Origin of the sequence: Halolamina sp. CBA1230 (assembly GCF_002025255.2) — an archaeon.
In the GTDB taxonomy this organism is placed as follows: Archaea; Halobacteriota; Halobacteria; order Halobacteriales; family Haloferacaceae; genus Halolamina.
The window spans coordinates 376,528-397,243 of the sequence record NZ_CP054587.1; the positions used below are offsets into that span (position 1 = coordinate 376,528).

The following is a 20,716-nucleotide window of genomic DNA, read 5'->3' on the forward strand; positions in this document are numbered from 1 at the left end:
GCACACGTCGCCGGGGCGTCGTCTGCAACTCATTCGTGATCCAACTCCGTGAACAGTGTCTCGACCGACGCCCGGCTCTCGGGGCTCTCCCCGGAGTACACGCCGACCGCGAACACGGTGTCGCCGCCGACCGTCTCCCGCGCGACGAGTAGCCGCGGCGCCTCACCCGCCACGGCGTACTCGCCGGCGGTCACGTTCTCGCCGCCGAGTTCGACCGTCGTCTCGCCCGCCCACGTCACCTCGGGCGTCTCCACCGGCAGGTACGGCAGCACGTGGTTGACGGCCTGTTTCAGCGGCGCGTACGTCACCGGGTTCAGCGACACGCCGGCGAGCGTCCACCCCGGGAGGCTCACGGTCGTCACTGCCGCGCCCGTCTCCTGGTTCGTGGTGTGCATCGTGTACGCCGCGAAATCGACCTCCTTCCCGACGCCGGCGACGGCGAGGCGTTCCTGGAACTGGACGGTGTCCACGCTCGGTTCCGCGAAGCCGTGGTCTGCGGCGGTCGAGGCGTCGACGGTCAGCGGCGCAGCGGCAGTCCCCTGCAGCGGGCCGCCCACGACGACCCAGCCGCCGCCGACAGCCGCGAACAGCAGGACCCCGACGACCCCGAGTTTGACGAGCCTCCGCAGCATACGCCGGCGTTACGACCACCCCGGCTTAACTGTTCGGTCGGGTGACACTCCTCGGAAGGAGGAAAAAACTCGGGTCGGAGGATCGCTCAGTCGCCGTGGCCCTTGCCCTTCCCGCGGCCGTTACCGTTTCCTTTGCCTTTTCCGGGACCCTTGCCGCTCTCGCCGGGGACGCCCGGGCCGGCGCGTGGGCCCTTGTAGTTCGTGTCTGCGTCGTAGCCGTCGAACAGGCGGTACCAGTCGTCGAAGTTCCCGGTCGTCGGAACGTTCGCCTCCCCGTCGAGGTTCGACGACTCGTCGACCACGCGGCCGCTGCCGAGTCGAAGGTCGGTCGCGAGCCCCTCGGCGACGGCGTCGAGGTTCGCTCGGACCTCGGCCGGCACGTCGCCGCCCAGCAGCACCACGCCGCCGCCGTCGGCGACGAACTCCCGCACGGCGGTGATCTCCTCGTCGGTGAACGACTCCGGCGGCGCCGAGATCAGCAGCGCGCGGCCGCGGTCGAGCAGGTCGCCCGTGAGATCGTTCACCTGCTCGAAGCCGAGATCGACCCCCTCGAGGTAGCGCAGGTAGTAGGCGGCGTCCTCCGCGCCGATCGAGCGGTCGGCGGCGAACTGCCCGTGGCCGCCGTCGATCAGTACGTCGCCGTCGCGGTCCGAGAGCCGATCGAGCAGGCTCGTGAGGAACGCGTAGTTGCCGTACCCGGAGACGTCCGGGTACTCCTCGCCCTCGAACTGCTCGTCGACCAGGCTCGACCCAGTCATCGCCACGCGGGCGTGCTGGTCGATCCCGACCAGCGGCACATCGCCGTCGTACGCCACCTCGGCGTTCTGCTGTGTAGCGGTCGACGACGCCGAGACTGGAACGCGCTTCGAGTCGATCTTCCCGTCGGTCGTCCGGACGCCGACGGCGTAGGGCGCGTAGATGTCGGTCACCTCGCCGTTGCGGATCGTCTCCGAGGCGTCGGGATCGCTCTCCTCCCAGAGGCGCAGCCCCTCCGCGCGGGCGGCGAACTCCTCTTTCAGGAAGCTGTCGTGCTCCGCGAACCCGGAGTCGTACACGCGGGCGTACCCCTCGCGGACCGCCGCGCGGTTGTACGGGTACTCGTAGGTCCCGTCACCGTCGGCGTCCACGTCGATGTACGCCAGCAGCCGGCCGAAGTCGCCCCGGAGGGGCTCCTCGTCGTCGAACCGGATGGAGACCGTCTCGCCGGCCAGCAGGTCCTCGGCGAACGCGGTCGCGTCGTCGCCCCGTTCCTTGAGGTAAGCTTCGTCGCTCAGCCCCTCCCACTCCTGGGTGGTCTCCTCGGTGCTGCCGGTCTCGGGGGCGTCGATCCCCAGGATGCGGATCGTATCGACGTAGCCGTTGGCGAAGCGCACGTCCACGGTGTCACCGTCGGCGACCGAGATCACGTCCACCTCGTACTGCGTTCCCCTCTCCAGACCCGGCGGCGCGATCCCCGGCCGGTCGGCGAAGTAGTCGAACGTGTCGGCGTTGAAGCGGTCCGTCGTCGGGACGAACTGGATCCCGTCGTTGGACTCGTAGTCGAGCACCTGATCGTCGTTGAACCGGTAGCCGAGGTCGAGCGCCGACGCGATCTCGTTGAGGTTGTCCGTCGCGTCGAAGTTGCCGAAGTCGGACTGGTCGAACAGCAGCAGTGCGCCACCGTCGTCGACGAACGACACCAGCGCGTCGAGTTCGTCGTCGGTGAACGCCTGGGCGGGCGAGGTGACGATCGCCGCGTCGGCGTCGGGCAGCGCGCCCGCGAGATCCGTCGTCGCGTCGGTCTCGTACCCGTTGGCCTCGGCGTAGTTGAGGAACTGCGAGAAGCTGTCGCTGTCGTAGAACTGGCCGTGGCCGTCGTCGAACGCCACCGCCGGCCCGTCGGCCTCGGCGTCGAGGACGTTCAGCACGAACTCCTCGTTGCCGCTGCCGAAGTCCGTTCCGTTCTGGACGATCGGGGCGCCGAAGCCGACGACGCCGCCGTCGCTGCTGACCAGCGGGATGTCGACGTCGTCGGGGTAGAACACGGCGTCGTCGTTGCCGTCCTCGTCGACGTTTTCCGCCGTCTCGGCCGCCCAGACCGCCACCAGCGACTCGTCGGTCAGTGGCTCCTTCTCCGCGTTCAGTTGGCTCGCCGTCGAGTCGAACAGTAGCGAGTCGATCTCGCCACTCGCCGCGAGCGCGCTCGTACTCATACTCACGCCGACGCTCCCCAGCAGCGCGCCGGCCGCCGCCGTCTCGAGAAGTGCCCGTCGTCGCATGCGCCCCCACGTGACGGCCGACTATGCATAAATCACCCGGGAACCTCGATGGATCTATACAGAACTGAGCAACCCGCCCGCGATACCGCCGTCAGTGCTCGACGAACTCCACCAGCACGCCCGCGGTGTCTCGCGGGTGGAGGAACGCGATGTCGTGACCCCACGCGCCCGGTCGGGGCTCGTCGTCGATGGTCTCGACCCCCATCTCTCGGGCGTGGTCGAGCGCCGCCATCGCGTCGTCGGTGGCGAACGCGACGTGATGCAGGCCGCTGCCGTTCTCGGCGACGTAGTCGGCGATCGTGCTCCCGTCGTCGAGCGGTTCGATCACCTCGATGTACCCGTTGCCGAGATCGAGGAACACGAACCCCATCCCGCGCTCCTCGTCGGTCTCCTCGTGGACGGTCTCGGCACCCAGCAGGTCGGAAAACAGCGCGGCGGTCTCGGCGGCGTCGTCGGTCGCGACGCCCGCGTGGTCGAACTCCATACCGGCCGTGGGTGCGCGTCGGGCAAAAACGTGGGCCGTTCGCCCGATCGTTCCGTGGGACGAACGGCGACACGATTATGGCGGCTCGAACGAACGTTCAGCCATGCAGACCTCCACGACCGAGACGATCACGGGTGCGGAGATCGCGGAGACGCTGGGGACGGTCCGAGGGAACACCGTCCGGGCGCGCAACGTCGGCCGGGACTTCACCCAGAGCCTGCGGAACCTGATCGGCGGCGAGATGAAGGCGTACACCGAACTGCTGTCGGACTCCCGCGAGCAGGCCGAGGAACGGATGCTGGAGAAAGCCGAAGAGCTGGGCGCCGACGCGGTGGTGTGTATGCGATTCGAGACCTCCGAGATCGCGGGCACCGGCGCGGAGATGCTGGCCTACGGGACCGCGGTAAAGCTGGAGTAACGATCGTGACCGCCCTCCGCGACCGGATCAAGCCGAAGTGGCTGGTGGCGCTGCTCGGGATCGTCGTCGTCGCCACCTACGCCGAGTTCGTCTGGCTCGGCCCCCCGACGGTGTACGACCTCGCGCTCTGGCTGCTCGTCGTCCCGCTGCTGCTGTCGTTCGCCGTGGTCGGGGTCGAGAAACACCCGCTCTACCGGCCGCTCCTCTCGGTGGCGATCGCCGGCATCGGCGTGCTCCAGTACCTCGACGGTGAGTGGCAACTGCTGGCTGCGGTGTTCGTGTTCAGCGGCCTGTTCGGCCTGCTCGACGAACTCCGGACACGGACCGGGACCGCGACCTGAGGGGGTCGAGACGACGAGCGGTTGCTGAAACGCGTATGGCAGCCTCCGTTACTGTCAAATAATCGTCGGTCGTTGGTCCACTCGTCAGCGGATCCCCGCTGACGCACCCCTCCGTCAGGGGTGGCTCGGCCGTGAAGGCCACCTGCTCCCCCCTTGCCCCTTTTCGGCGGCGCCGGTCAGACCGAGACGCCCTGCTGGTACTCGCCGAAGGCGTCCCGCATCACGTTGCAGACCTCGCCGACCGTCGCTTTCGCCTTCACGGCGTCGACGATGTACGGCATCACGTTCTCCTCGCCCTCGGCGGCCTCGCGGAGGTCGTCGAGCGCCGCGTCGACGGCGTCGTCGTCGCGCTCCTCGCGGAGCTGTTCCAGCCGTTCGATCTGTTCCTGCTCGTCCTCCTCGTCGATCGACTCCAGATCCATCTCGGGTTCGGCGTCCTCGACCTCGAACTCGTTGACGCCGACGATGATCCGCTCGCCCTCCTCGATCTCCTGCTGGCGCTCGAAGGCGACCTCCTGGATCTGGCGCTGGACCCACTGCTCCTCGATCGCGCCGCGCATCCCGCCGCGCTCGTCCACGTCGTCGAGGATGTCGAACGCCTCCTCCTCGATGTCGTCGGTGAGGCTCTCGACGTAGTAGCTGCCGGCCAGCGGATCGATCGTGTCGGCGGCGCCGGACTCGTGGGCGAGGATCTGCTGGGTCCGGAGCGCGGTGCGGACCGACTCCTCCGTGGGGAGGGCGAGCGCCTCGTCCTTCCCGTTGGTGTGGAGGCTCTGGGTGCCGCCGAGGACGGCCGATAGCGCCTGGTAGGCGACGCGGACGACGTTGTTCTCGATCTGCTGGGCGGTCAGGGTGGAGCCGCCGGTCTGGGTGTGGAACTTCAGCTGTTTCGACTTGGGGTTCTCGGCGTCGAAGCGCTCGTCCATGATCTCCGCCCACATCCGCCGGGCGGCGCGGAACTTCGCGGCCTCCTCGAAGATGTTGTTGTGGGCGTTGAAGAAGAAGGAGAGCTGCGGGGCGAACTCGTCGACGTCGAGGCCGGCGTCGATCGCCGCCTCGACGTACTCGATCCCGTTGCCGAGCGTGAACGCGACCTCCTGGGCCGCCGTGGAGCCGGCCTCGCGGATGTGGTAGCCCGAGATGGAGATGGTGTTGAAGTTCGGCGTCTCCTCGGCGCAGAACTCGAAGATGTCCGTGATCAGCCGCATCGACGCGTCGGGCGGATAGATGTACGTGTTCCGCGCGGCGTACTCTTTCAGGATGTCGTTCTGGATGGTCCCCCGGAGCTCCTCGCGGTCGACGCCCTGCTCGTCGCCGACGGCGATGTACAGCGCGAGCAGCACGCTCGCGGGGGCGTTGATCGTCATCGAGGTCGAGACCTCGTCGAGGGGGATGCCGTCGAACACGGTCTTCATGTCCTCGATGGAGTCGATCGCGACCCCCGACCGCCCGACCTCCCCCTGTGCCATGTCGGCGTCGGAGTCGTGGCCCATCTGCGTGGGCAGGTCGAACGCCATCGAGAGCCCGGTCTGCCCCTGATCGAGCAGGTAGTGGAAGCGCTCGTTGGTCTCCGCGGCGGTGCCCATCCCGGCGTACTGCCGCATCGTCCAGAGCCGCCCGCGATGCATCGTGGAGTAGACGCCGCGGGTGTACGGCTCCTCGCCGGGGAAGCCGATCTCCTCCTCGTAATCCTTCTCGGCGATGTCGTCGGGGGTGTACAGCGGGTCGACCTCCTGCCCGCCGGTGTCGGTGGTGAACGTCTCCTTGCGCTCGCCGAAGCGCTCGACGGTCGGGCCGTAGGTCTCCTCCTCCCAGCGCTCCTTCCCCTCGCGGATCTCCGCGAGGTCCTCGTCGTCGAACATGGCTCGAACTGGGGGCGGTTCGGACTTAAGGATGGGGAGACGGGATCCGGAGTCACCCGCCTTTATCGGCGCCGGGGACGAGGGCCCGGATATGGCACTCGTCGACACCGCGTTCAGTATGTTGCACGTACTGTTCGCCGGGATCTGGGCCGGGACGACCGTGTTCTACGCGTGGCGGATCCACCCGCTGCTCTCCGAGGGCGACCTCGGCGTCACCTCCGCGATGTCGATCACCACCGGCCTGCGCTGGCTGACCCGGATCGGCGCCGTGGTGTTCGTCGTCACCGGCGGCCACATGGCGGCGATGGGATACGGCGACGGTCGGCTGTTCAGCACCTCCATGGGCCACGCCGTGCTCGGGATGCTCGCGCTCTGGCTGGTCGTCACGGGGCTGCTCGAAGCCTCGATCGGCAAGATTCAGGACTCGCTCGGCGAGGGGAAGATCCAGACCGCCGGTCGCGAGAACCAGACGCTGATCCGTGTTGCGGCCACGTTCTCGGTCGTGCTGCTGCTGCTCGGCGGCTATCTCGCGCAGCCGCTCGGGTGATCGAGGCGACGCCGCAGCCGGGGTCCCCGGACCAAACGCTTACTTCTCCGCCGGCGAACCGCTCTCCATGGACCTCGAGACGGTCGAACGCTACGTCCGTGCCACCGGCGCCAGTCACAGCGAGATCCAGTCGGAGATGGCCGACTACGCTGACGAGAACGGGTTCCCGATCATCGGCCCGGACGCGGGCGCAGTGCTGCGCATGCTCGCCCGCCTGACCGACGCCGAGCGCGTGTTCGAGCTCGGCTCCGGCTACGGGTACAGCGCCTCATGGTTCCTCGACGGCGGCGCCGACGAGGTGGTGCTCACGGAGATCGACGAGGACGAACTCGACATGGCCCGGACGTTCCTCGACCGCGCCGGCGACGCCGACCGCGCACGCTTCGAGCACGGCGACGCGCTGGAGATCGTCGACGAGTACGACGGCCCGTTCGACGTCGTGCTGATCGACCACGACAAGCCCCGCTACGCACAGGGGTTCGACGAAGCGCGGGAGAAGGTGCCCGAGGGCGGCGTGGTCGTCGCCGACAACATGACCCGAGGCCCGATCGATCTCGACGCGCTGGCGGCCTATTTCGCCGACGACGAACCGCTGCCCGAGGACGCGAGCGACGGGACGGAAGGGATCGCGAACTACGTCGAACACGTCCACGCCGACCCGGCGTTCGAGTCGTTCGTGCTGCCCGTTGGGTCGGGGCTCTGTCTGAGCACGCGGGTGGCGGAGCGCTAAACGTCGGTCACACCCCCGGCGTCGACGTGCTCCCGGGGCATCAGGTCCGCGAACCGCTGCTCGGCTAGCCACTCGCCCAACTGGACGAGTTCGTCGCAGGCCGCCTCGAAGATCCGTTCACCTTTCTCGGCGGTCGCGTCGGTCGGATCGCCGAACGCGCCGTTGGCGGAGTTCTCGATCGTGTCGTAGTGAACGCGGGCACCGTGGCGGCTGTAGCCGGCGTTCGCGAGATCCGTGAGCCCGTCGTCGCGGGCGTTCTCGAACTCCCCCTCCTTCACGGTCTCCGGCGCGAGATGGAGCAGCATCGCCGTCTCCTTCGGGCCCGCGTGAGGGCCGTTGGTCACGAAGATCTCGTTCACGAGCTCCGGGATCGCGTGGTCCCACATCCACGGCGTGGCGAACGCGGTCTCGTCCGCCCGAACGCGGCGCCCCACCTCCTGGAGATGCTGTTCGTTGCCGCCGTGGGCGTTGACGAACACGACGCGGTCGATCCCGTGGTACGCGAGGTTCCGGGTGAGGTCTTCCACGTAGTCCCGGAACGACGACGGCGACACCCACATCGTGCCGTGGAACTGCCGGTGGTGATCGCTGACGCCGACGTTGACGGTGGGTGTGCAGAGGAAGCCAGTGCGCTCGGCAGCGGCGCGGGCGAGCCCCTCCGCGATGGTGTGGTCGGTCGAGAGCGGCAGGTGCGGGCCGTGCTGTTCGGTCGACCCCAGCGGGACGAACGCAACTGGGCCGGCGTCGGCGGTCGCGACGTCGGGCCACGTCTGCTCGGCGAGGTACATACGCGGTGCAGGAGCGGCGGGGTCCTAAAGCCTGTCTCGCCGGAACGCGCCGCTCCCGGGGGCTTCGCCACGCTTTTGACGCCTGCCCACCCACTCACGACCATGTTTGGAGGCGGCGGACTCAACCCGCGTAAGATGCAGCAGATGATGAAGCAGATGGGGATCGACGTCGAGGAGCTCGACGCCGAGGAAGTGATCATCCGGACCGGCGACGAGGAGCTCTACTTCGACGGCGCCCAGGTCACCAAGATGGACGCCCAGGGCCAGGAGACCTACCAGATCGTCGGCGAGCCCAACGTCCGCGAAACGGGCAGTGACGAGGCCGAGGCGATCGAAGCGGGCGAGGAGGAGGAGGCCGACGAGGACGGCATCCCCGACGCGGACGTCGAGATCGTCGCCCAGCGCGCGGGCGTCACGGAGTCCACCGCCCGGGAGGTCCTCGAGGAGAACGACGGCGACCTCGCGGCGGCCGTCTCCCAGCTGGAGTAGTCCTGTGGGTGCCTTTCTCCTGGTTCACGGCGACCGTGAGTACGTCCGCCGTCCCGGCGAGGAGCTCCAGACCGACCTCGGCGTGCTCGACGTCCCCGAGGACGTGAGCCACGGCGACGAACTGGAGACCCACCTCGGCGAGCCGTTCGGCGTCCGTGAACTCCGCGGGCCGGACCTGTTCGAGCATTTCGAGCGCACTGGCGCGCCGATGATGCCCCGCGACGCCGGGCTCGTGATGGGCCACACCGGCGCCGGCGGCGGCGACCGCGTGCTCGACGCCGGCACCGGCACGGGCGTGCTCGCGGCGTACCTCGCCCGCGCCGGCGCCGAGGTGACGACGTACGAGACCGACGCGGAGTTCGCGGAGGTCGCCCGCGAGAACATGGAGCTCGGCGGCGTCGCCGACCGCGTCGACGTGCGCACCGGCGACGTGACCGAGCATCTCGACGATCTGGTCGACGAGGGGCCGTTCGACGTGCTCACGCTCGACACCGCCGACTCGCCCGCGGTGGTCGAGCGCGCGCCGGAGCTACTGACGGCGGGCGGGTTCGTCGCGGTCTACTCGCCGTTCGTGGAGTCGGTGCGCGAAACCGTCGAGACGGCGCGGGGCGAGCTCACGGATATCCGGACGTTCGAGACGATCCAGCGCCGGATGGACGTGGGCGAGCGTGGCACGCGGCCGTCGACGGCCGGCGTTGGGCATACGGGGTACCTGACGTTTGCTAGAAAGGAGTAGTTGGGAGCCCCCGGGGGCCTGGGAGAGAACGCTACTGCGTCAGTGGTCGTCCTCGCGCCACTTGTGGCCGCACTCCGTACACGTGAAGAATCGGGTCTCGGACTCGTCGGCCGCGCGGATCTGCTTCATCTCGTAGCTCGCGCGGTCGTTACCACACTCGGGACAGCGGATCTCCGTCGTCGGGCCGAGCGCCCCCTCGTCGACGTCGGACATGTCGACGATATCGCTCTCCTCCTGGTCCTGCTGGGTGGTCATGCCGGACTCCTCGGCCTCGTTTCGGGTTTCCGTGGCACCACAGCTGCCACAGACCCACTCGTCCCCCTCCGCCTTCATCATCGAACCGCACTCGTCGCAGAACTTCATTAGCGGTGGCGTAGCGGGCCCCCCGGTTTAAGCGCCGGGGTTCGGCGTGAGCTGACGGCTGCCGTCGGTCACCCGAACGCTCCCGGCAGCCCGTCGACACACTGGCTGACGACGGGACTCCGCTAACACCGTTGTAACCGGGTGACGACGGGGTTCGCGAGCGCTCAAGTGGTTCGCGCCCGTAGCAAGTAACGTGACGCAACCACACGCACACAGCGTATCGACGCCGAACACTGTCGCGACGGGGGTGGAGCGATGAGCCTGCTGCAGGCAGCCGCACTCGAGGGATCCGCGGGCACCGTGTTCCTCCTCGCCCGCCTCGTCTTCGGCCTCGTGCTCGCGTTCATGGGGCTGAACCACTTCACGGATATCGAGGGGATGGCGGGGTACGCCGGCTCGAAAGGCGTGCCGGCGCCGAAGTTCGGCGTGATCGCGTCGGGCGTCATGCTGCTGCTGGGCGGCCTCGGCGTCGCCGCCGGCGCCTACCCCGTGCTCGCGGCTGGCGCGCTCGCGACCTTTTTCGTCGTCGCGACGCCGCTGATGCACGACTTCTGGAACGCCGAGGACACGCAGGGCGAGATGACCCACTTCCTCAAGAACGTCGCCCTGCTGGGCGCCTCGCTGGCGTTCCTCGCGCTCGGCGGCGTCGACTGGCCGCTCGCGGCCAACGTCGGCCTGTTCTGACGGACTCGTCGCCGTCGACGACTGACAGTCAGCCCGATCGCTCTCTCGAGACGGCTGCCGAGCGATCCCGGCGAACGCCACAGTCTCGCGATCGATAGCCGGGACCCGATCTTTTTCCGGGACGACGCGGCAGTGCCGTCCATGATCCGCGCCGACGGGCTCGAGAAGCGCTACGGCGAGTTCGTCGCGGTCGCCGGCAGCGACTTTTCGGCCGACGCCGGCGATATCTTCGGTATCGTCGGCCCCAACGGTGCCGGCAAGACGACGACGCTGAAGATGCTCGCCGGGCTGGTCGAGCCGACCGCCGGCGAGGCGACCGTCGCCGGCTACGACGTCGACGATCCCGAGATGCGCCGGGCGCTGGGGTTCCTCCCCGAGGAGTCGCCGCTGTACGAGAACATGACCGCCCGCTCGTACCTTTCCTTCTTCGCAGACCTCTACGACGTGCCGGGCGACGTCGCCGACGACCGAATCGAGTCGACGCTCGACCGCCTCGAACTCGACCACCGCGACCGCCGGCTCGGCGACGTCTCGAAGGGGATGAAGCGCAAAGTTGCCATCGCGCGCTCGCTCGTCAACGATCCGGACGTCCTGATCTACGACGAACCGGCCTCCGGGCTCGACCCGCTGACGACCCACGAGGTGCTCCAGTTCGTCCAGGAACTGGCCGCCGACGGGAAGACCGTCGTGTTCAGCGCGCACAACCTCTACCACGTCGCGGACCTCTGTGACCGCGTCGTCGTGATGAACGAGGGGGAGATCATCGCCCGCGGGAGCGTCCCGGAGATCCGCGAGGCCCACGGCCGGACGACGTACCGCGTGTTCTCGACCGTCTCCCTCCCAGGGAGCGACCCAGTGGACGACCGCCACGTCGTCGAAGTCGAGAGCCTCGACGACGCCGACGCCGTCCGCGAACGCGTCCGCGAGGCCGGCGGCGAGGTGACCGACGTGCGTACCGACGAACCGAGCCTCGAAGACGTGTTCCTCGAACTCACCGGCGAGCGGAGCGACCACCGACGCGCCGACCCAACAGCCGACGACAGCGAGGGCTCGGTGTGAGCGGCGACGCAGCGGACCCGGACCAGCGTGAGAACCGACGCGTTCGCGACCCCCGACGGCGCCTCCGCAAGATCGCCCGCATTGCCCGCTGGGAGGTCGAATACTCCGTGGGGACGCTCGACCGCCGGACGGTCCTGCTGGGGCTGCTGGCCGTCGTCGTCGCACTCGGCGCGGGCGGCGCCACCGCCGCGACCGGCGGCGTCGCGCTCGACGAGGACCTCTACCGCGTCGCCGTCGACGAGGAAAGCCCGTACCACGAGCCGGTCGCGGCGGCGCCGTCGCTGAACCCCGTCGAACCGGGCTCGGCGTGGGACGTTCGCGTCGTCGACACGAACCACGCCGACCGGACTGCCGAGTTCCGCGCACGGGACTCCGGGAAAGGGGCGGCCGCACTCGCGGCGCTCCGGGGCGCCGTCAGGAGCGAAAACGACCGCCTGATGCGAGCCGAACCGAACGAGTCCGCGGCGTTCCCCGTCGCCGTGACGCTCGAGTACGAGGGTCGAGCAACGGCGCCGGCGGGCGGGACGACCGACGGTGGCGGCACGACTGAACCGACCGAAACCGCCACGGCGAGCGGTGGCGGGGCGGGGGAGGAAGCGACCGCGACGGCCACGCCTGCGACCGACGACAGCGACCGCGGCTTCGCGATCCCGAACGTCGGCGACGCGCTGTTCCCCGACCCCGCGAGCGGCTCGCCCGCCGACATCCAACCACCGTTCCCGTTCGCGTCGCTGATCCTCGCGTTCGCCTTCCTCGTGCCGCTGAACTTCGTCGCGCAGGCGTACGGCAGCACTGTGCTCGACGAGCGGATCGGCCGCCGTGGCGAACTCCTGCTCGTCGCGCCGGTCGAACCCGGCGACGTGGTCGCGGGGAAGACGCTGCCGTACCTGCTCGCGTCGGTCGCACTCTCGGTCGTCGTCGCGCTCGCGGTGGGTGGCGGCGAGGCGGGCGTCGTCTCGGTGCTCGCGGTGCTCCCGCTGGCGGTGCTGTACCTCGCCGGCACGTTCGTGGGCGGGATGTTCGCCCGCTCGTTCAAGGAGCTCACGTTCGTCACGGTGACGCTGTCGGTGTTCCTGACCGCCTACGCGTTCGTGCCTGCCATCTTCGCGAACGTGACGCCGGTCGCGCTCATCTCGCCGCTGACGGTCGTGGTCCGGGACCTCCAGGGCGTCGGCGTCACCCCCGCCCAGTTCGCGTTTTCGACGGGCCCGCCGCTGCTGGCCGGCGGGACGCTGTTCCTGCTCGGCCTCGGCGTCTACCGGGAAGAGGACATGTTCACACAGCGCGCGGTGCCGCTGAAACTGCTCGACGCGCTCGACGCCCGGCTGACTGGTGCGCGCTCGGCGGCGACGCTCTCCGCGCTGGCGATCCCGTTCGTGTTCGTCGCGGAGCTGCTGGTCGTCGCGCTGCTGTTCGCGCTCCCCGTCTCGGTGAGCGTTCCGCTGCTCTTAGTCGCGATCGCGGCGATCGAGGAGGTCGCGAAGTCGGCCCACCTCTACGCCGGCTTCCGGACGGGGACGTTCGCCCGAACCAAACGGGTCACGCTGCTCGTCGGCGCGCTCTCCGGCTTGGGCTTTTTCGCCGGCGAGAAGCTCACCGCCGTCGTGCAGGTGGTCGGGCTCCCGGAGCTCACGCTCGGCCGGGCGGCGTTCTCCGCGACCGGGACCGGCCTCGATGGGCTGGCGGGCGGGCCACTGGGACTGCTCGTGCTGTTCATGGCGCCCCTGCTGTTGCACGCCGTCACCGCGACAGTGTCGGCTGCCGGCGCGGCGCGCGGACGGACGGCGTACCTCCTCGCGCTCGCGGCGGCGACGCTGCTCCACGCGGGCTACAACCTCACGGTGGTGAGCGCCGTTGTCTGAGCTACGCCCCGAGCCCGGCAGCGACGCGGCGAGGGAGCGCGAAGCCGCGGGCGAGGACCGCGGCCGCCTGCGCTCGTTCTGGCGCGACCCGCGAACCGTGCTCGCCCGGAAGGAGCTTCGCTCGCTGGCCGACGAGAAGACGATCGTGCTCGCGCTGCTGATCCAGCTGTTCGTCGCCGCGTTCTCCTCGTTCCTCGTGGTGGGGCTCGTCTCGATGTACCAGCCCGGCGGCGTCGGCGGCGTGAGCGTCGACGCGGGCGTCAGCGGCGACGCGGCCGACGAACTGCTCGCGACGCTCGACGGCCAGTCCGGCGTCGACGCCCGCGAGTACGAGTCGCCCGACGCTGCCGCCGACGCGTTCCGACGCGGTACCGTCGACGCGACGTTCCTCGCGAGCCACACCGAGGAGAACCGGATCGAGGTGACGGTGACGGTGCCCGACGAGAACGTCCGGACGACGGTGACGGTCGTCCAGATCCGGGACGCGCTGCGGGCGTTCGAGCGCGACCAGCGCGCGAGCCGGGTCGAGTATCTCGGCACCGAACCGCTCGTTCTCCCCGAGGCGCCGTCGAGCAGCCCGTACTACGGGTTCAGCTACACCGTGCTCGTCCCGCTGCTCCTGCTGCTGCCCGCGTTCATCGGCGGCTCGATCACCGTCGACTCGCTGAGCGAGGAGATCGACCGCGGGACGATGGAACTGCTCCGGGTGTCGCCGCTCTCACCGGTGGGCATCGTCGACGGGAAGCTACTCGCGTCGGTGCTGCTCGCGCCCGCACAGGCGGGGCTGTGGATGGCGCTGCTCTCGGTCAACGGCACCCCCGTCGCGAACCTCCCCGCGCTGCTCGCGCTGACCACCGCGTTCGCGCTCGCGGTGTCGGCACTAGGCGCCGCCGTCGCGCTGCTCTCGCCGGACCGCCGGGCCGCGCAGTTCCTCTACTCGACGGGCGTGCTGGGGCTGTTCGGCGCCGCCGCCCTGCTGCCCGGAAGCCCGCCGAACACGATCGCGCGGCTGGCGGTGAACTCCGCGTCGGATGTGACGTACGGCGTCGTCGCGAGCTACGTCGCGCTCGCGGTCGGCGCGTATCTCGCCGTTCGAGCGCTGGTCGCGCGCCGCGGCGCTGCTGCGTTGGGGTAGCCGAGGTCAGTCGACGTACGGCCGCTCGATGTCGCTCTCGCCCTCGATGACGCGGTTGATCCCGCGGGTCACCCAGTCGAACAGCGAGATCAGCGGCGAGAGCAGCTTCTCGATCAGCGCGATCACGGGCGCGACGGTCAGCGACCACTCCGGGGCGTTGCCCAGCCCGTACGCCTTCGGCACGATCTCGCCGAACACGAGCACGAGCGAACTCGTGACCACCGTCGCGGCGAGGACCGCCGGCCCCGGCGGCAGGCTCCGGGCCACGAGGACCGTAATGATGCTCGAGATCGCGACGTTGACGACGTTGTTCCCGACCAGCAGCGTCACCAGCAGCCGGTGGGGATCCTCCCGGAGCGCGGTGAGCGTCCGCTCGTTCTCGTCGCCGTCCCCGGGAACCGCGTCGTGGCCCGCCGGCAGCGAGAAGATCGCCGTCTCTGAGCTGGAGAAGAAGGCGCTGCAGGCGAGCAGTACGACGGTGGCAGCGGCGCCGCCGACGATGAGGGGATCGACCATGGGGGCTCTCCCACCCCGGCACTAATGAAGCCGACGGCGGGGCGAGGCGTTCGGCGGGGCGCACCGACACGTCTAACCCGGGGCGCCGAGCAAACCCGACAGAGATGCCGCTCAAGGCTACCGTGCGAGCCCACCCGATCCAGGGGCTCGTGAAGTACCACGGGATGCGCGACGAGGAGCTGCGCCTCCCGTACCACGACTCGATCAGCGTCTGTACCGCGCCGTCGAACACCACCACCACCGTCGAGTTCCTGCCCGACGCCGGCGACGACACGTACATCATCGACGGCGAGGGCGTCGACGGCCGCGGCGCCGAACGCATCCGCCACGTGCTCGATCACGTCCGCGAGCTCGCCGACGTCGACCATGCGGTCCGGATGGAGAGCGAGAACTCCTTCCCGTCGAACGTCGGATTCGGCTCCTCCTCCTCGGGGTTCGCGGCGCTGGCGATGGCGGCCAGCGAGGCCGCGGGGCTCGATCTCACCCGGCCCGAGATCTCGACGATCGCGCGCCGGGGCTCCTCCTCCGCCGCCCGCGCGGTCACGGGCGCGTTCTCCGACCTCTCGGCCGGACTGAACGACGAGGACTGTCGCTCCCACCGCCTGGACACGGGCACGGGCGAGGACGGGTTCGACCCGGAGGAGGACCTCCGGATCGTCACGGCGCTCGTTCCCGCGTACAAGGAGACCGAGGAGGCCCACAAGGAGGCCGAGGCCAGCCACATGTTCGACGCGCGGGTCGCCCACGTCCAGGATCAGCTGGTCGAGATGCGCGACGCGCTGCGCGAGGGCGACTTCCACCGGATCTTCGGCACCGCCGAGCACGACTCGCTGTCGCTGACGGCGACGACGATGACCGGGCCCGCGGGCTGGGTGTACTGGAAGCCCGAGACCATCGCCGTGTTCCACGCGGTTCGGGAGCTCCGGGAGACGGGCGTTCCCGTCTACTTCTCGACGGACACCGGCGCGTCGGTGTACGTGAACACGACCGCGGAGTACGCCGACACCGTCGAGGAGAAAGTCGCGGAGACGGGCGTCGACACCGAGGTCTGGGAGGTCGGCGGGCCCGCCCAGGTGCTGGCGGAAAGCGAGAGCCTGTTCTGACCGCCCGGAGCGTTTCGTTCCCGGTTTCCCCGTCCGGTCGAGCGGGGGAGCTCCACCGCCGAGGCGGCCGCTGCGTCGAAGCGCTGTCTCCGTCGGGTATCGCTCGCCGGTGTCGCTCACGCGACGGGAGGTTGTGGAACCTGACCCTCAGGACTCGATGCCGCCGATCACGTAGCCGTACTTCAGTAGGGCGACGAAGACGGTGCCGCCGAGAACGTTGCCGGCCGTCGCGAGCATCAGGAAGCGGACGTAGTCGGCGATAGTGATCGCCGGCGACGTGAGCAGGCCGGCGACGACTTCGACGTTGCCGGCGATGGAGTGCGGGAGGTGGCCGAACCCGATGATGGTGGTGACGGCGACGACCAGCAGGATCCGCGCACTCGAGCCCTTCACCGACGTGACCATCCACGAGAGGAGCCCCATCAACCACCCGGCCAGGACCGCCGCGAACAGCGTCGACACCGCGGAGTGGGAGACGAGCGGCTCGGCCAACCGAACGAACGCTGTCGGGTCGATGATCCCGTACGCCGGGCCGAACCGAACCATCCCGACGGCGAACACCGCGCCGCCGACGAGGTTCGTGCCGTAGACTACGCCCCACAGCCGAGCGAGGTCAGTGAGTGTCGCGTCCCCGTACAGGACCGGGAGGACCGCGAGCGTCGTGTGTTCGGTGAACAGCTCCGTGCCGCTGAGGACGACGAACACGAACCCGAGTGAGTACACGATCCCGGTCGCTAACTTGATAGACGGCACGCTCCAGACCCCGCTGGCGACGCTGAGGAGCATGGCCATGAACAGCGGCCCGAACCCGATGTCGAGGCCGGCGGAGAGCCCGGACAGCGCGAGTCCCCGGTTCGGACGAGTGAGCTCCTCTTCCCCGAGCGCGATCTGAGCGCGAAGCGTCTCCTCCTGCGAGACGGGGGTGTGTTCCGGTTCCTGATTCCGTTCGCGAAGGTCCGCTCCACCGTCGTCGGTCTGCGTCTCGTTTGACTGTGTGTTCACGGTTCTGAGGAGTCGGTCGGTTCGGCAACGTCGGTCACGAGTTCGGCTCCCCCGGTGCTCGTGGCCGAGTCGCGCTTCGGTCCGTCAGAACGACAGCTCAGTGCTCCGGGTCGTCACGCTCGAACGGTCGTCGTAGTACTTGCGTCCGATGTGCTCGTCCCCGAGGTTCGCCATCAACGCGTTGTGCAGCTGTTCGACCGAGCTGTACGTGGTCTCGCTGCTCCGCGCGAGCACGGTCTCGATATCGCTCTCGTCACCGTTCATCGACTCGATGGCCACGTTCCCGACCGTCTCGACAACCGCTTCCTGGTCCATCGGGAAGGAGCACTCCCGAACGAACAGTTCACGGGCGTCTGCGGGTTTCAGTGGCATCGGGTTCGGGAGTTGTCCTTCCCGACGGATACGCCTTTGGACGGGAGCTGCCTCCCCTCACGGCTTCGGTGCCGCGTCGGCCGGCAACACCCAACGCTACACCAGCTTCATCATCCGCGTCTCGAACTTCCCGACCCGGACCTTCCACCAGCCCTGGAGCTCCTCGTCCAGTTCCGGGTCGTCCGTATCCGCGCGGAGCACGTTCACACCGTCCAGCTTCGATCGCGAGGCGACGATCGTCACGTCACACTGCCGGATCACCTCGGGGGAGAGCTGTGGGTTCCCGCGGCCGAACACGAACCCCTGGCCGCCGATCGGCGAGACGACGACGACGTTTTCATCGCCCAGCGCGTCGAGGATCTCCCGCTCGCTGGCGTCCGCCACCAGCACCTCGCCGTCGCGCCAGACGTCGACGCCGATGGGCGAGCCCTCGAAGCCGAGTTCCGCCTTGATCGTGCCGACCGTCGAGCCCGGCCCCAGCACGTACGTCTTCCCCGGTTCGGCGCGGATGTCGTCGGCGATACCCGCCGCCAGCGCTTCGACGGTTCCCCCACCGAGCTGTTTGGAGGACTGCATCGCCTCAGCGACGGGCACCTGTGCGACCGCCCGGAGTTCGGGGTTCACCTCGCCCTCGCGGTACTCGTCCTCGTCGATATCCATCACCTCGCGTCGTTCGGTGCGTTCGGAGGAAGCGACGACGTAGGCGGCGTCCTCCGGCGACACCGCGAACACAGAAGAGTACACCTTCACGCCGGCTGGGATCCCGAGCATCGGCGTGTCGGTCCCCTCGAGCGCTTCGGCCACGTCCGCGGCGGTGCCGTCGCCGCCGACGAAGAGAACCATATCCACCTCAGCGTCGACGAACGCCGCGACGGCCGCCTGTGTGTCCGCGGAGCCAGTCTCCTCAGCATCCGGCATGCCGAGAACGTCCGGCTCGTACCCCGCTTCCTGGACCTCGCGTTCGCCCATCGGACCGCCCCACGTCGAGAGTTTCGCGTCCGGCAGGCGCTCCCGGAGCGCCGTCAGCGCGCGTTCGGCCCGCTCCGGCGCGCGCGGTTCCGCGCCGCGGGCGCGGGCCTCGGCGACCTTCCCGTCGGTCCCTTTCAGGCCGACGCGGCCGCCCATCCCCGCGATGGGGTTGAGGACGAAGCCAACGTGCATAGCCGCCCTTCGGCGGGGAGGGGGAAAACGACCGCGGAGCCGGCGACGGCTGCGGTGGATGCGCGGACCATCAGAGCTAAGCGCGGGTCGGTCCAAAACCCGGCCATGCTTCAGACCGCTATCGACGGCGTCTCGCTCGATCCGGCGCTTTCTGGCGCCGTCGCGCTCGTGCTCGGCATCGTGGTAACGGCAGCGTGGACGCTCGCGATCTATCAGTAGCTTACTCTGCCGCTTCGTCCACTGGTTCGACGTGCTCGGATAGCCACTCGGCCGCCCGGCGGGCCTCCGCGGGATCGGTCGCGGTGAGTTTCAGCGTCACCGTCCCGCCCGGGTAGGAGCCGACGCTCACGTCGAAACGGTCCTGTACCGCCGAGAGCCGATCGAGCAGCGCGCTCTCCGGCTCCGGCGTCTCCACGCGCTCGGTGTACGTCTGCTCGCCGGTGAACTCCCCGGCGACGCCCGCGAACATCGCCTGCATCTCCGCGGGCACGCCCGGGAACACGTAGCAGGACTCCACGACTGCGCCGGGCGCGACACCCTCGGCGTTGTGCAGCGGGCGCGCGCCGGCCGGGAGTTCGGCGGTGCCGGTCGCGAGGTCGTCGCTCTCGTAACCGCCCTCCCGGAGCCACTCGACGGCCTCGTCGTTCAGTTCGATCTCGCGGCCGAACGCGGCGGCGACACCCGCCATCGTCACGTCGTCGTGGGTCGGGCCGAGGCCGCCGGTGACGAGCACGGCGTCGTACTCGGCGTGGTACTCGTTCACGACGCGGGCGATGTCGGCGATGCGGTCCGGAACGGTCGTGACGCGTTCGACGTCCACCCCGCGGTCGTCGAGGCGAGCACAGAGCCACGTCGCGTTGGTGTTCTCGATGTCGCCGGTCAGCAGTTCGTCCCCCACAGTCACGATGGCGGCATCCATTTGCCGACAGTAGGCGCGAGCGGGGGAAAAGCGCGACGGCGGTTGCGGTCGCGTTACGTGAACCCGGCTCCACACTCGGTGCAGCAGTACTGCTCGTCCGACTCGTCGAGTCGGTGGGGCGTGTACTCGCCGCAGTCACCGCAGGTCAGCAGCATTTTTCCGCTCTCCTCCTCCCGCGGCGCGCCCACGACAATCGCGGCAGCAGATTCGTCGCCGCGGTTCGTCCCGAGCTGGTACTCTCCCGGAGCGACGCGGAGCAGTTCGCCCGCATCCACCGTCAGCTCGTCGTCCGGCGTCTCGAACGTGATCTCGCCGGACTCGACGTAGAACACCTCCTCCTGTTCGTCGTGACAGTGCGAGGAGAGCGTGAAGCTCTCCCCGGGGGCGAGTTCGTAGTGGTTGACGGCGACTTCGGCCGTGCCGAGTGGCCCGGCCAGCATCCGAACCTCCCCGATCGAATCGGCCATCGCGCCGTCGGGGATCCCTTCGTCCGGTGGCGACACCGACTCGACTTCGTCGACGGTCACTCGCTCCATCGTGCGTGTACCTGTGTCAGATGGCATCCTTCTACCTGTCGGCGGTTCGTGACCGTTTGCACCCGTCGGAGCACCGGTCCGGCGCTCAGGGCCCAACGACCGCGTAACAGTTCCCGCTCGAGAGCTCCCACTCGAGCAGTTCCAGATCACTCTCCTGCAGGTCCGCCTCGAACTCCGCGGGATCGTACACGTGGTAGAACCGTCCCACCGTCTCGCCGCCGGGTAGCGTCCAGTCGATCTCCGTATCGAGCCCCCAGCCGTCGGTCTCCTCCGCTTCGAACTTCGTGTGCTCGGTGCTCCACGCGCTCACGAGCGCCCGGCCGTCGGGTGCGAGCACGCGAGCCAGTTCGTCGAGGCTGGCGAGGCGGCGCTCGCGCGGCCGGAGATGGTGCAACGTCGCGACGTACACCGCGAGATCGACCGTCTCGTCGCGTAGCGGGATCGTGGCGGCGTCGCCCGTCACGAGATCGGCGTCGAATCCGCTCTCCGCCGCGCGGTCGGCGGCCTCCGCGAGCAGCCCCGTGCTGGCGTCGACGCCGACGACGCGGTCGGCGTGGTCGGCCAGCACCTCGGCGTGGCGGCCGTTCCCGCAGCCGAGATCCAGCCCCAGTTCGCCCGTCCGGTCGTCCAGGAACTCCTCGATCTCGGGCCAGGCGTACTCGCGGGTCTTCGAGAAGTGGGCGGCGATGCGGTCGTAGGTGTGGCCGGCGTGGGACATG

The 20,716-nt window shown here is 69.3% G+C and carries 24 protein-coding genes; 11 read left to right on the plus strand and 13 right to left on the minus strand.

Features of this window, described 5'->3' with window-relative positions; all coding sequences use genetic code 11:
- Positions 1–29 precede the first annotated feature (29 nt).
- The 3 genes from B4589_RS01965 to mce all read right to left on the minus strand — a co-directional run bounded on the left by B4589_RS01965 (position 30) and on the right by mce (position 3,374).
- A complete protein-coding gene (locus B4589_RS01965) occupies positions 30–632 on the minus strand; it encodes a DUF6517 family protein (RefSeq protein WP_079232687.1) in 603 nt (200 codons plus the stop codon).
- Positions 633–718: 86 nt separating this feature from the next.
- Positions 719–2,890 (minus strand): DUF4350 domain-containing protein, encoded by a 2,172-nt coding sequence (locus tag B4589_RS01970; protein WP_079232688.1) that lies wholly within the window; start codon positions 2,888–2,890, stop codon positions 719–721.
- 91 nt (positions 2,891–2,981) lie between these two features.
- Entirely contained in the window at positions 2,982–3,374 is a 393-nt protein-coding gene (mce, locus tag B4589_RS01975) for a methylmalonyl-CoA epimerase (RefSeq protein ID WP_079232689.1), read from the minus strand.
- A 103-nt stretch (positions 3,375–3,477) separates the two neighbouring features.
- On the opposite strand from mce, the gene B4589_RS01980 reads away from it, so the two are divergent.
- Positions 3,478–3,792, plus strand: a complete 315-nt coding sequence (locus B4589_RS01980) for a YbjQ family protein (RefSeq protein ID WP_079232690.1) — start codon at positions 3,478–3,480, stop codon at positions 3,790–3,792.
- Between the two features lie 5 nt (positions 3,793–3,797).
- Positions 3,798–4,133, plus strand: a complete 336-nt coding sequence (locus tag B4589_RS01985; RefSeq protein ID WP_217920474.1) for a hypothetical protein — start codon at positions 3,798–3,800, stop codon at positions 4,131–4,133.
- Positions 4,134–4,309: 176 nt separating this feature from the next.
- Here B4589_RS01985 and B4589_RS01990 read toward each other — a convergent pair whose 3' ends face one another.
- A complete protein-coding gene (locus tag B4589_RS01990; RefSeq protein WP_079232691.1) occupies positions 4,310–5,995 on the minus strand; it encodes a methylmalonyl-CoA mutase in 1,686 nt (561 codons plus the stop codon).
- A 91-nt stretch (positions 5,996–6,086) separates the two neighbouring features.
- On the opposite strand from B4589_RS01990, the gene B4589_RS01995 reads away from it, so the two are divergent.
- Positions 6,087–6,542 carry a hypothetical protein gene (locus tag B4589_RS01995; RefSeq protein ID WP_079232692.1) on the plus strand — a complete coding sequence of 152 codons (456 nt, stop codon included), beginning with the start codon at positions 6,087–6,089 and terminating at the stop codon, positions 6,540–6,542.
- 67 nt (positions 6,543–6,609) lie between these two features.
- Positions 6,610–7,272: an O-methyltransferase gene (locus B4589_RS02000; protein ID WP_079232693.1), complete on the plus strand. Its 663-nt coding sequence runs from the start codon at positions 6,610–6,612 to the stop codon at positions 7,270–7,272.
- Here the strand turns inward: B4589_RS02000 and B4589_RS02005 are convergent.
- Positions 7,269–8,060, minus strand: coding sequence for a creatininase family protein (locus tag B4589_RS02005; RefSeq protein ID WP_079232694.1), 792 nt, complete (start codon positions 8,058–8,060; stop codon positions 7,269–7,271). The two genes, B4589_RS02000 and B4589_RS02005, sit on opposite strands and share 4 nt — an antisense overlap.
- Positions 8,061–8,162: 102 nt before the next feature.
- Here B4589_RS02005 and B4589_RS02010 point away from each other — a divergent pair, with 102 nt between their 5' ends.
- Positions 8,163–8,549 carry a nascent polypeptide-associated complex protein gene (locus tag B4589_RS02010; protein ID WP_079232695.1) on the plus strand — a complete coding sequence of 129 codons (387 nt, stop codon included), beginning with the start codon at positions 8,163–8,165 and terminating at the stop codon, positions 8,547–8,549.
- Between the two features lie 4 nt (positions 8,550–8,553).
- On the plus strand, positions 8,554–9,285 hold the full coding sequence (locus B4589_RS02015) for a tRNA (adenine-N1)-methyltransferase (RefSeq protein WP_079232696.1): 732 nt from the start codon (positions 8,554–8,556) through the stop codon (positions 9,283–9,285).
- Between the two features lie 39 nt (positions 9,286–9,324).
- On the opposite strand, the gene B4589_RS02020 is transcribed toward B4589_RS02015, so the two are convergent.
- Positions 9,325–9,648, minus strand: coding sequence for a transcription factor S (locus B4589_RS02020; RefSeq protein ID WP_079232697.1), 324 nt, complete (start codon positions 9,646–9,648; stop codon positions 9,325–9,327).
- A 255-nt stretch (positions 9,649–9,903) separates the two neighbouring features.
- On the opposite strand from B4589_RS02020, the gene B4589_RS02025 reads away from it, so the two are divergent.
- The 4 genes from B4589_RS02025 to B4589_RS02040 all read left to right on the plus strand — a co-directional run bounded on the left by B4589_RS02025 (position 9,904) and on the right by B4589_RS02040 (position 14,388).
- Positions 9,904–10,332 carry a DoxX family protein gene (locus tag B4589_RS02025; protein WP_079232698.1) on the plus strand — a complete coding sequence of 143 codons (429 nt, stop codon included), beginning with the start codon at positions 9,904–9,906 and terminating at the stop codon, positions 10,330–10,332.
- Between the two features lie 141 nt (positions 10,333–10,473).
- Positions 10,474–11,391 carry an ABC transporter ATP-binding protein gene (locus B4589_RS02030; RefSeq protein WP_079232699.1) on the plus strand — a complete coding sequence of 306 codons (918 nt, stop codon included), beginning with the start codon at positions 10,474–10,476 and terminating at the stop codon, positions 11,389–11,391.
- The gene (locus tag B4589_RS02035; RefSeq protein WP_079232700.1) at positions 11,388–13,253 is read left to right on the plus strand and encodes an ABC transporter permease; all 1,866 of its coding nucleotides are present in this window, start codon (positions 11,388–11,390) and stop codon (positions 13,251–13,253) included. The genes B4589_RS02030 and B4589_RS02035 overlap by 4 nt, the downstream gene beginning before the upstream one ends.
- Positions 13,246–14,388 (plus strand): ABC transporter permease, encoded by a 1,143-nt coding sequence (locus tag B4589_RS02040; RefSeq protein ID WP_394353842.1) that lies wholly within the window; start codon positions 13,246–13,248, stop codon positions 14,386–14,388. Before B4589_RS02035 ends, B4589_RS02040 begins: the two co-directional genes overlap by 8 nt.
- 6 nt (positions 14,389–14,394) lie before the next feature.
- Here B4589_RS02040 and B4589_RS02045 read toward each other — a convergent pair whose 3' ends face one another.
- The gene (locus B4589_RS02045) at positions 14,395–14,904 is read right to left on the minus strand and encodes a DUF21 domain-containing protein (RefSeq protein ID WP_079232701.1); all 510 of its coding nucleotides are present in this window, start codon (positions 14,902–14,904) and stop codon (positions 14,395–14,397) included.
- A gap of 104 nt (positions 14,905–15,008) precedes the next feature.
- On the opposite strand from B4589_RS02045, the gene mvaD reads away from it, so the two are divergent.
- Positions 15,009–16,007, plus strand: coding sequence for a phosphomevalonate decarboxylase MvaD (mvaD, locus tag B4589_RS02050; RefSeq protein WP_079232702.1), 999 nt, complete (start codon positions 15,009–15,011; stop codon positions 16,005–16,007).
- Positions 16,008–16,154: 147 nt separating this feature from the next.
- Here the strand turns inward: mvaD and B4589_RS02055 are convergent, their stop codons facing one another.
- The 6 genes from B4589_RS02055 to B4589_RS02080 form a co-directional block, all read right to left on the minus strand.
- A complete protein-coding gene (locus tag B4589_RS02055) occupies positions 16,155–17,009 on the minus strand; it encodes a formate/nitrite transporter family protein (RefSeq protein ID WP_079232703.1) in 855 nt (284 codons plus the stop codon).
- 84 nt (positions 17,010–17,093) lie between these two features.
- The gene (locus B4589_RS02060; RefSeq protein WP_079232704.1) at positions 17,094–17,381 is read right to left on the minus strand and encodes a hypothetical protein; all 288 of its coding nucleotides are present in this window, start codon (positions 17,379–17,381) and stop codon (positions 17,094–17,096) included.
- Between the two features lie 96 nt (positions 17,382–17,477).
- Complete coding sequence (locus tag B4589_RS02065) at positions 17,478–18,542, minus strand: ATP-NAD kinase family protein (protein WP_079232705.1); 1,065 nt, start codon at positions 18,540–18,542, stop codon at positions 17,478–17,480.
- Between the two features lie 220 nt (positions 18,543–18,762).
- Positions 18,763–19,461 carry a molybdopterin-binding protein gene (locus B4589_RS02070; protein WP_079232706.1) on the minus strand — a complete coding sequence of 233 codons (699 nt, stop codon included), beginning with the start codon at positions 19,459–19,461 and terminating at the stop codon, positions 18,763–18,765.
- 53 nt (positions 19,462–19,514) lie between these two features.
- Positions 19,515–19,997, minus strand: coding sequence for a cupin domain-containing protein (locus B4589_RS02075; RefSeq protein ID WP_079232707.1), 483 nt, complete (start codon positions 19,995–19,997; stop codon positions 19,515–19,517).
- 85 nt (positions 19,998–20,082) lie between these two features.
- Complete coding sequence (locus tag B4589_RS02080; RefSeq protein ID WP_079232708.1) at positions 20,083–20,715, minus strand: class I SAM-dependent methyltransferase; 633 nt, start codon at positions 20,713–20,715, stop codon at positions 20,083–20,085.
- Position 20,716: the final 1 nt, after the last annotated feature.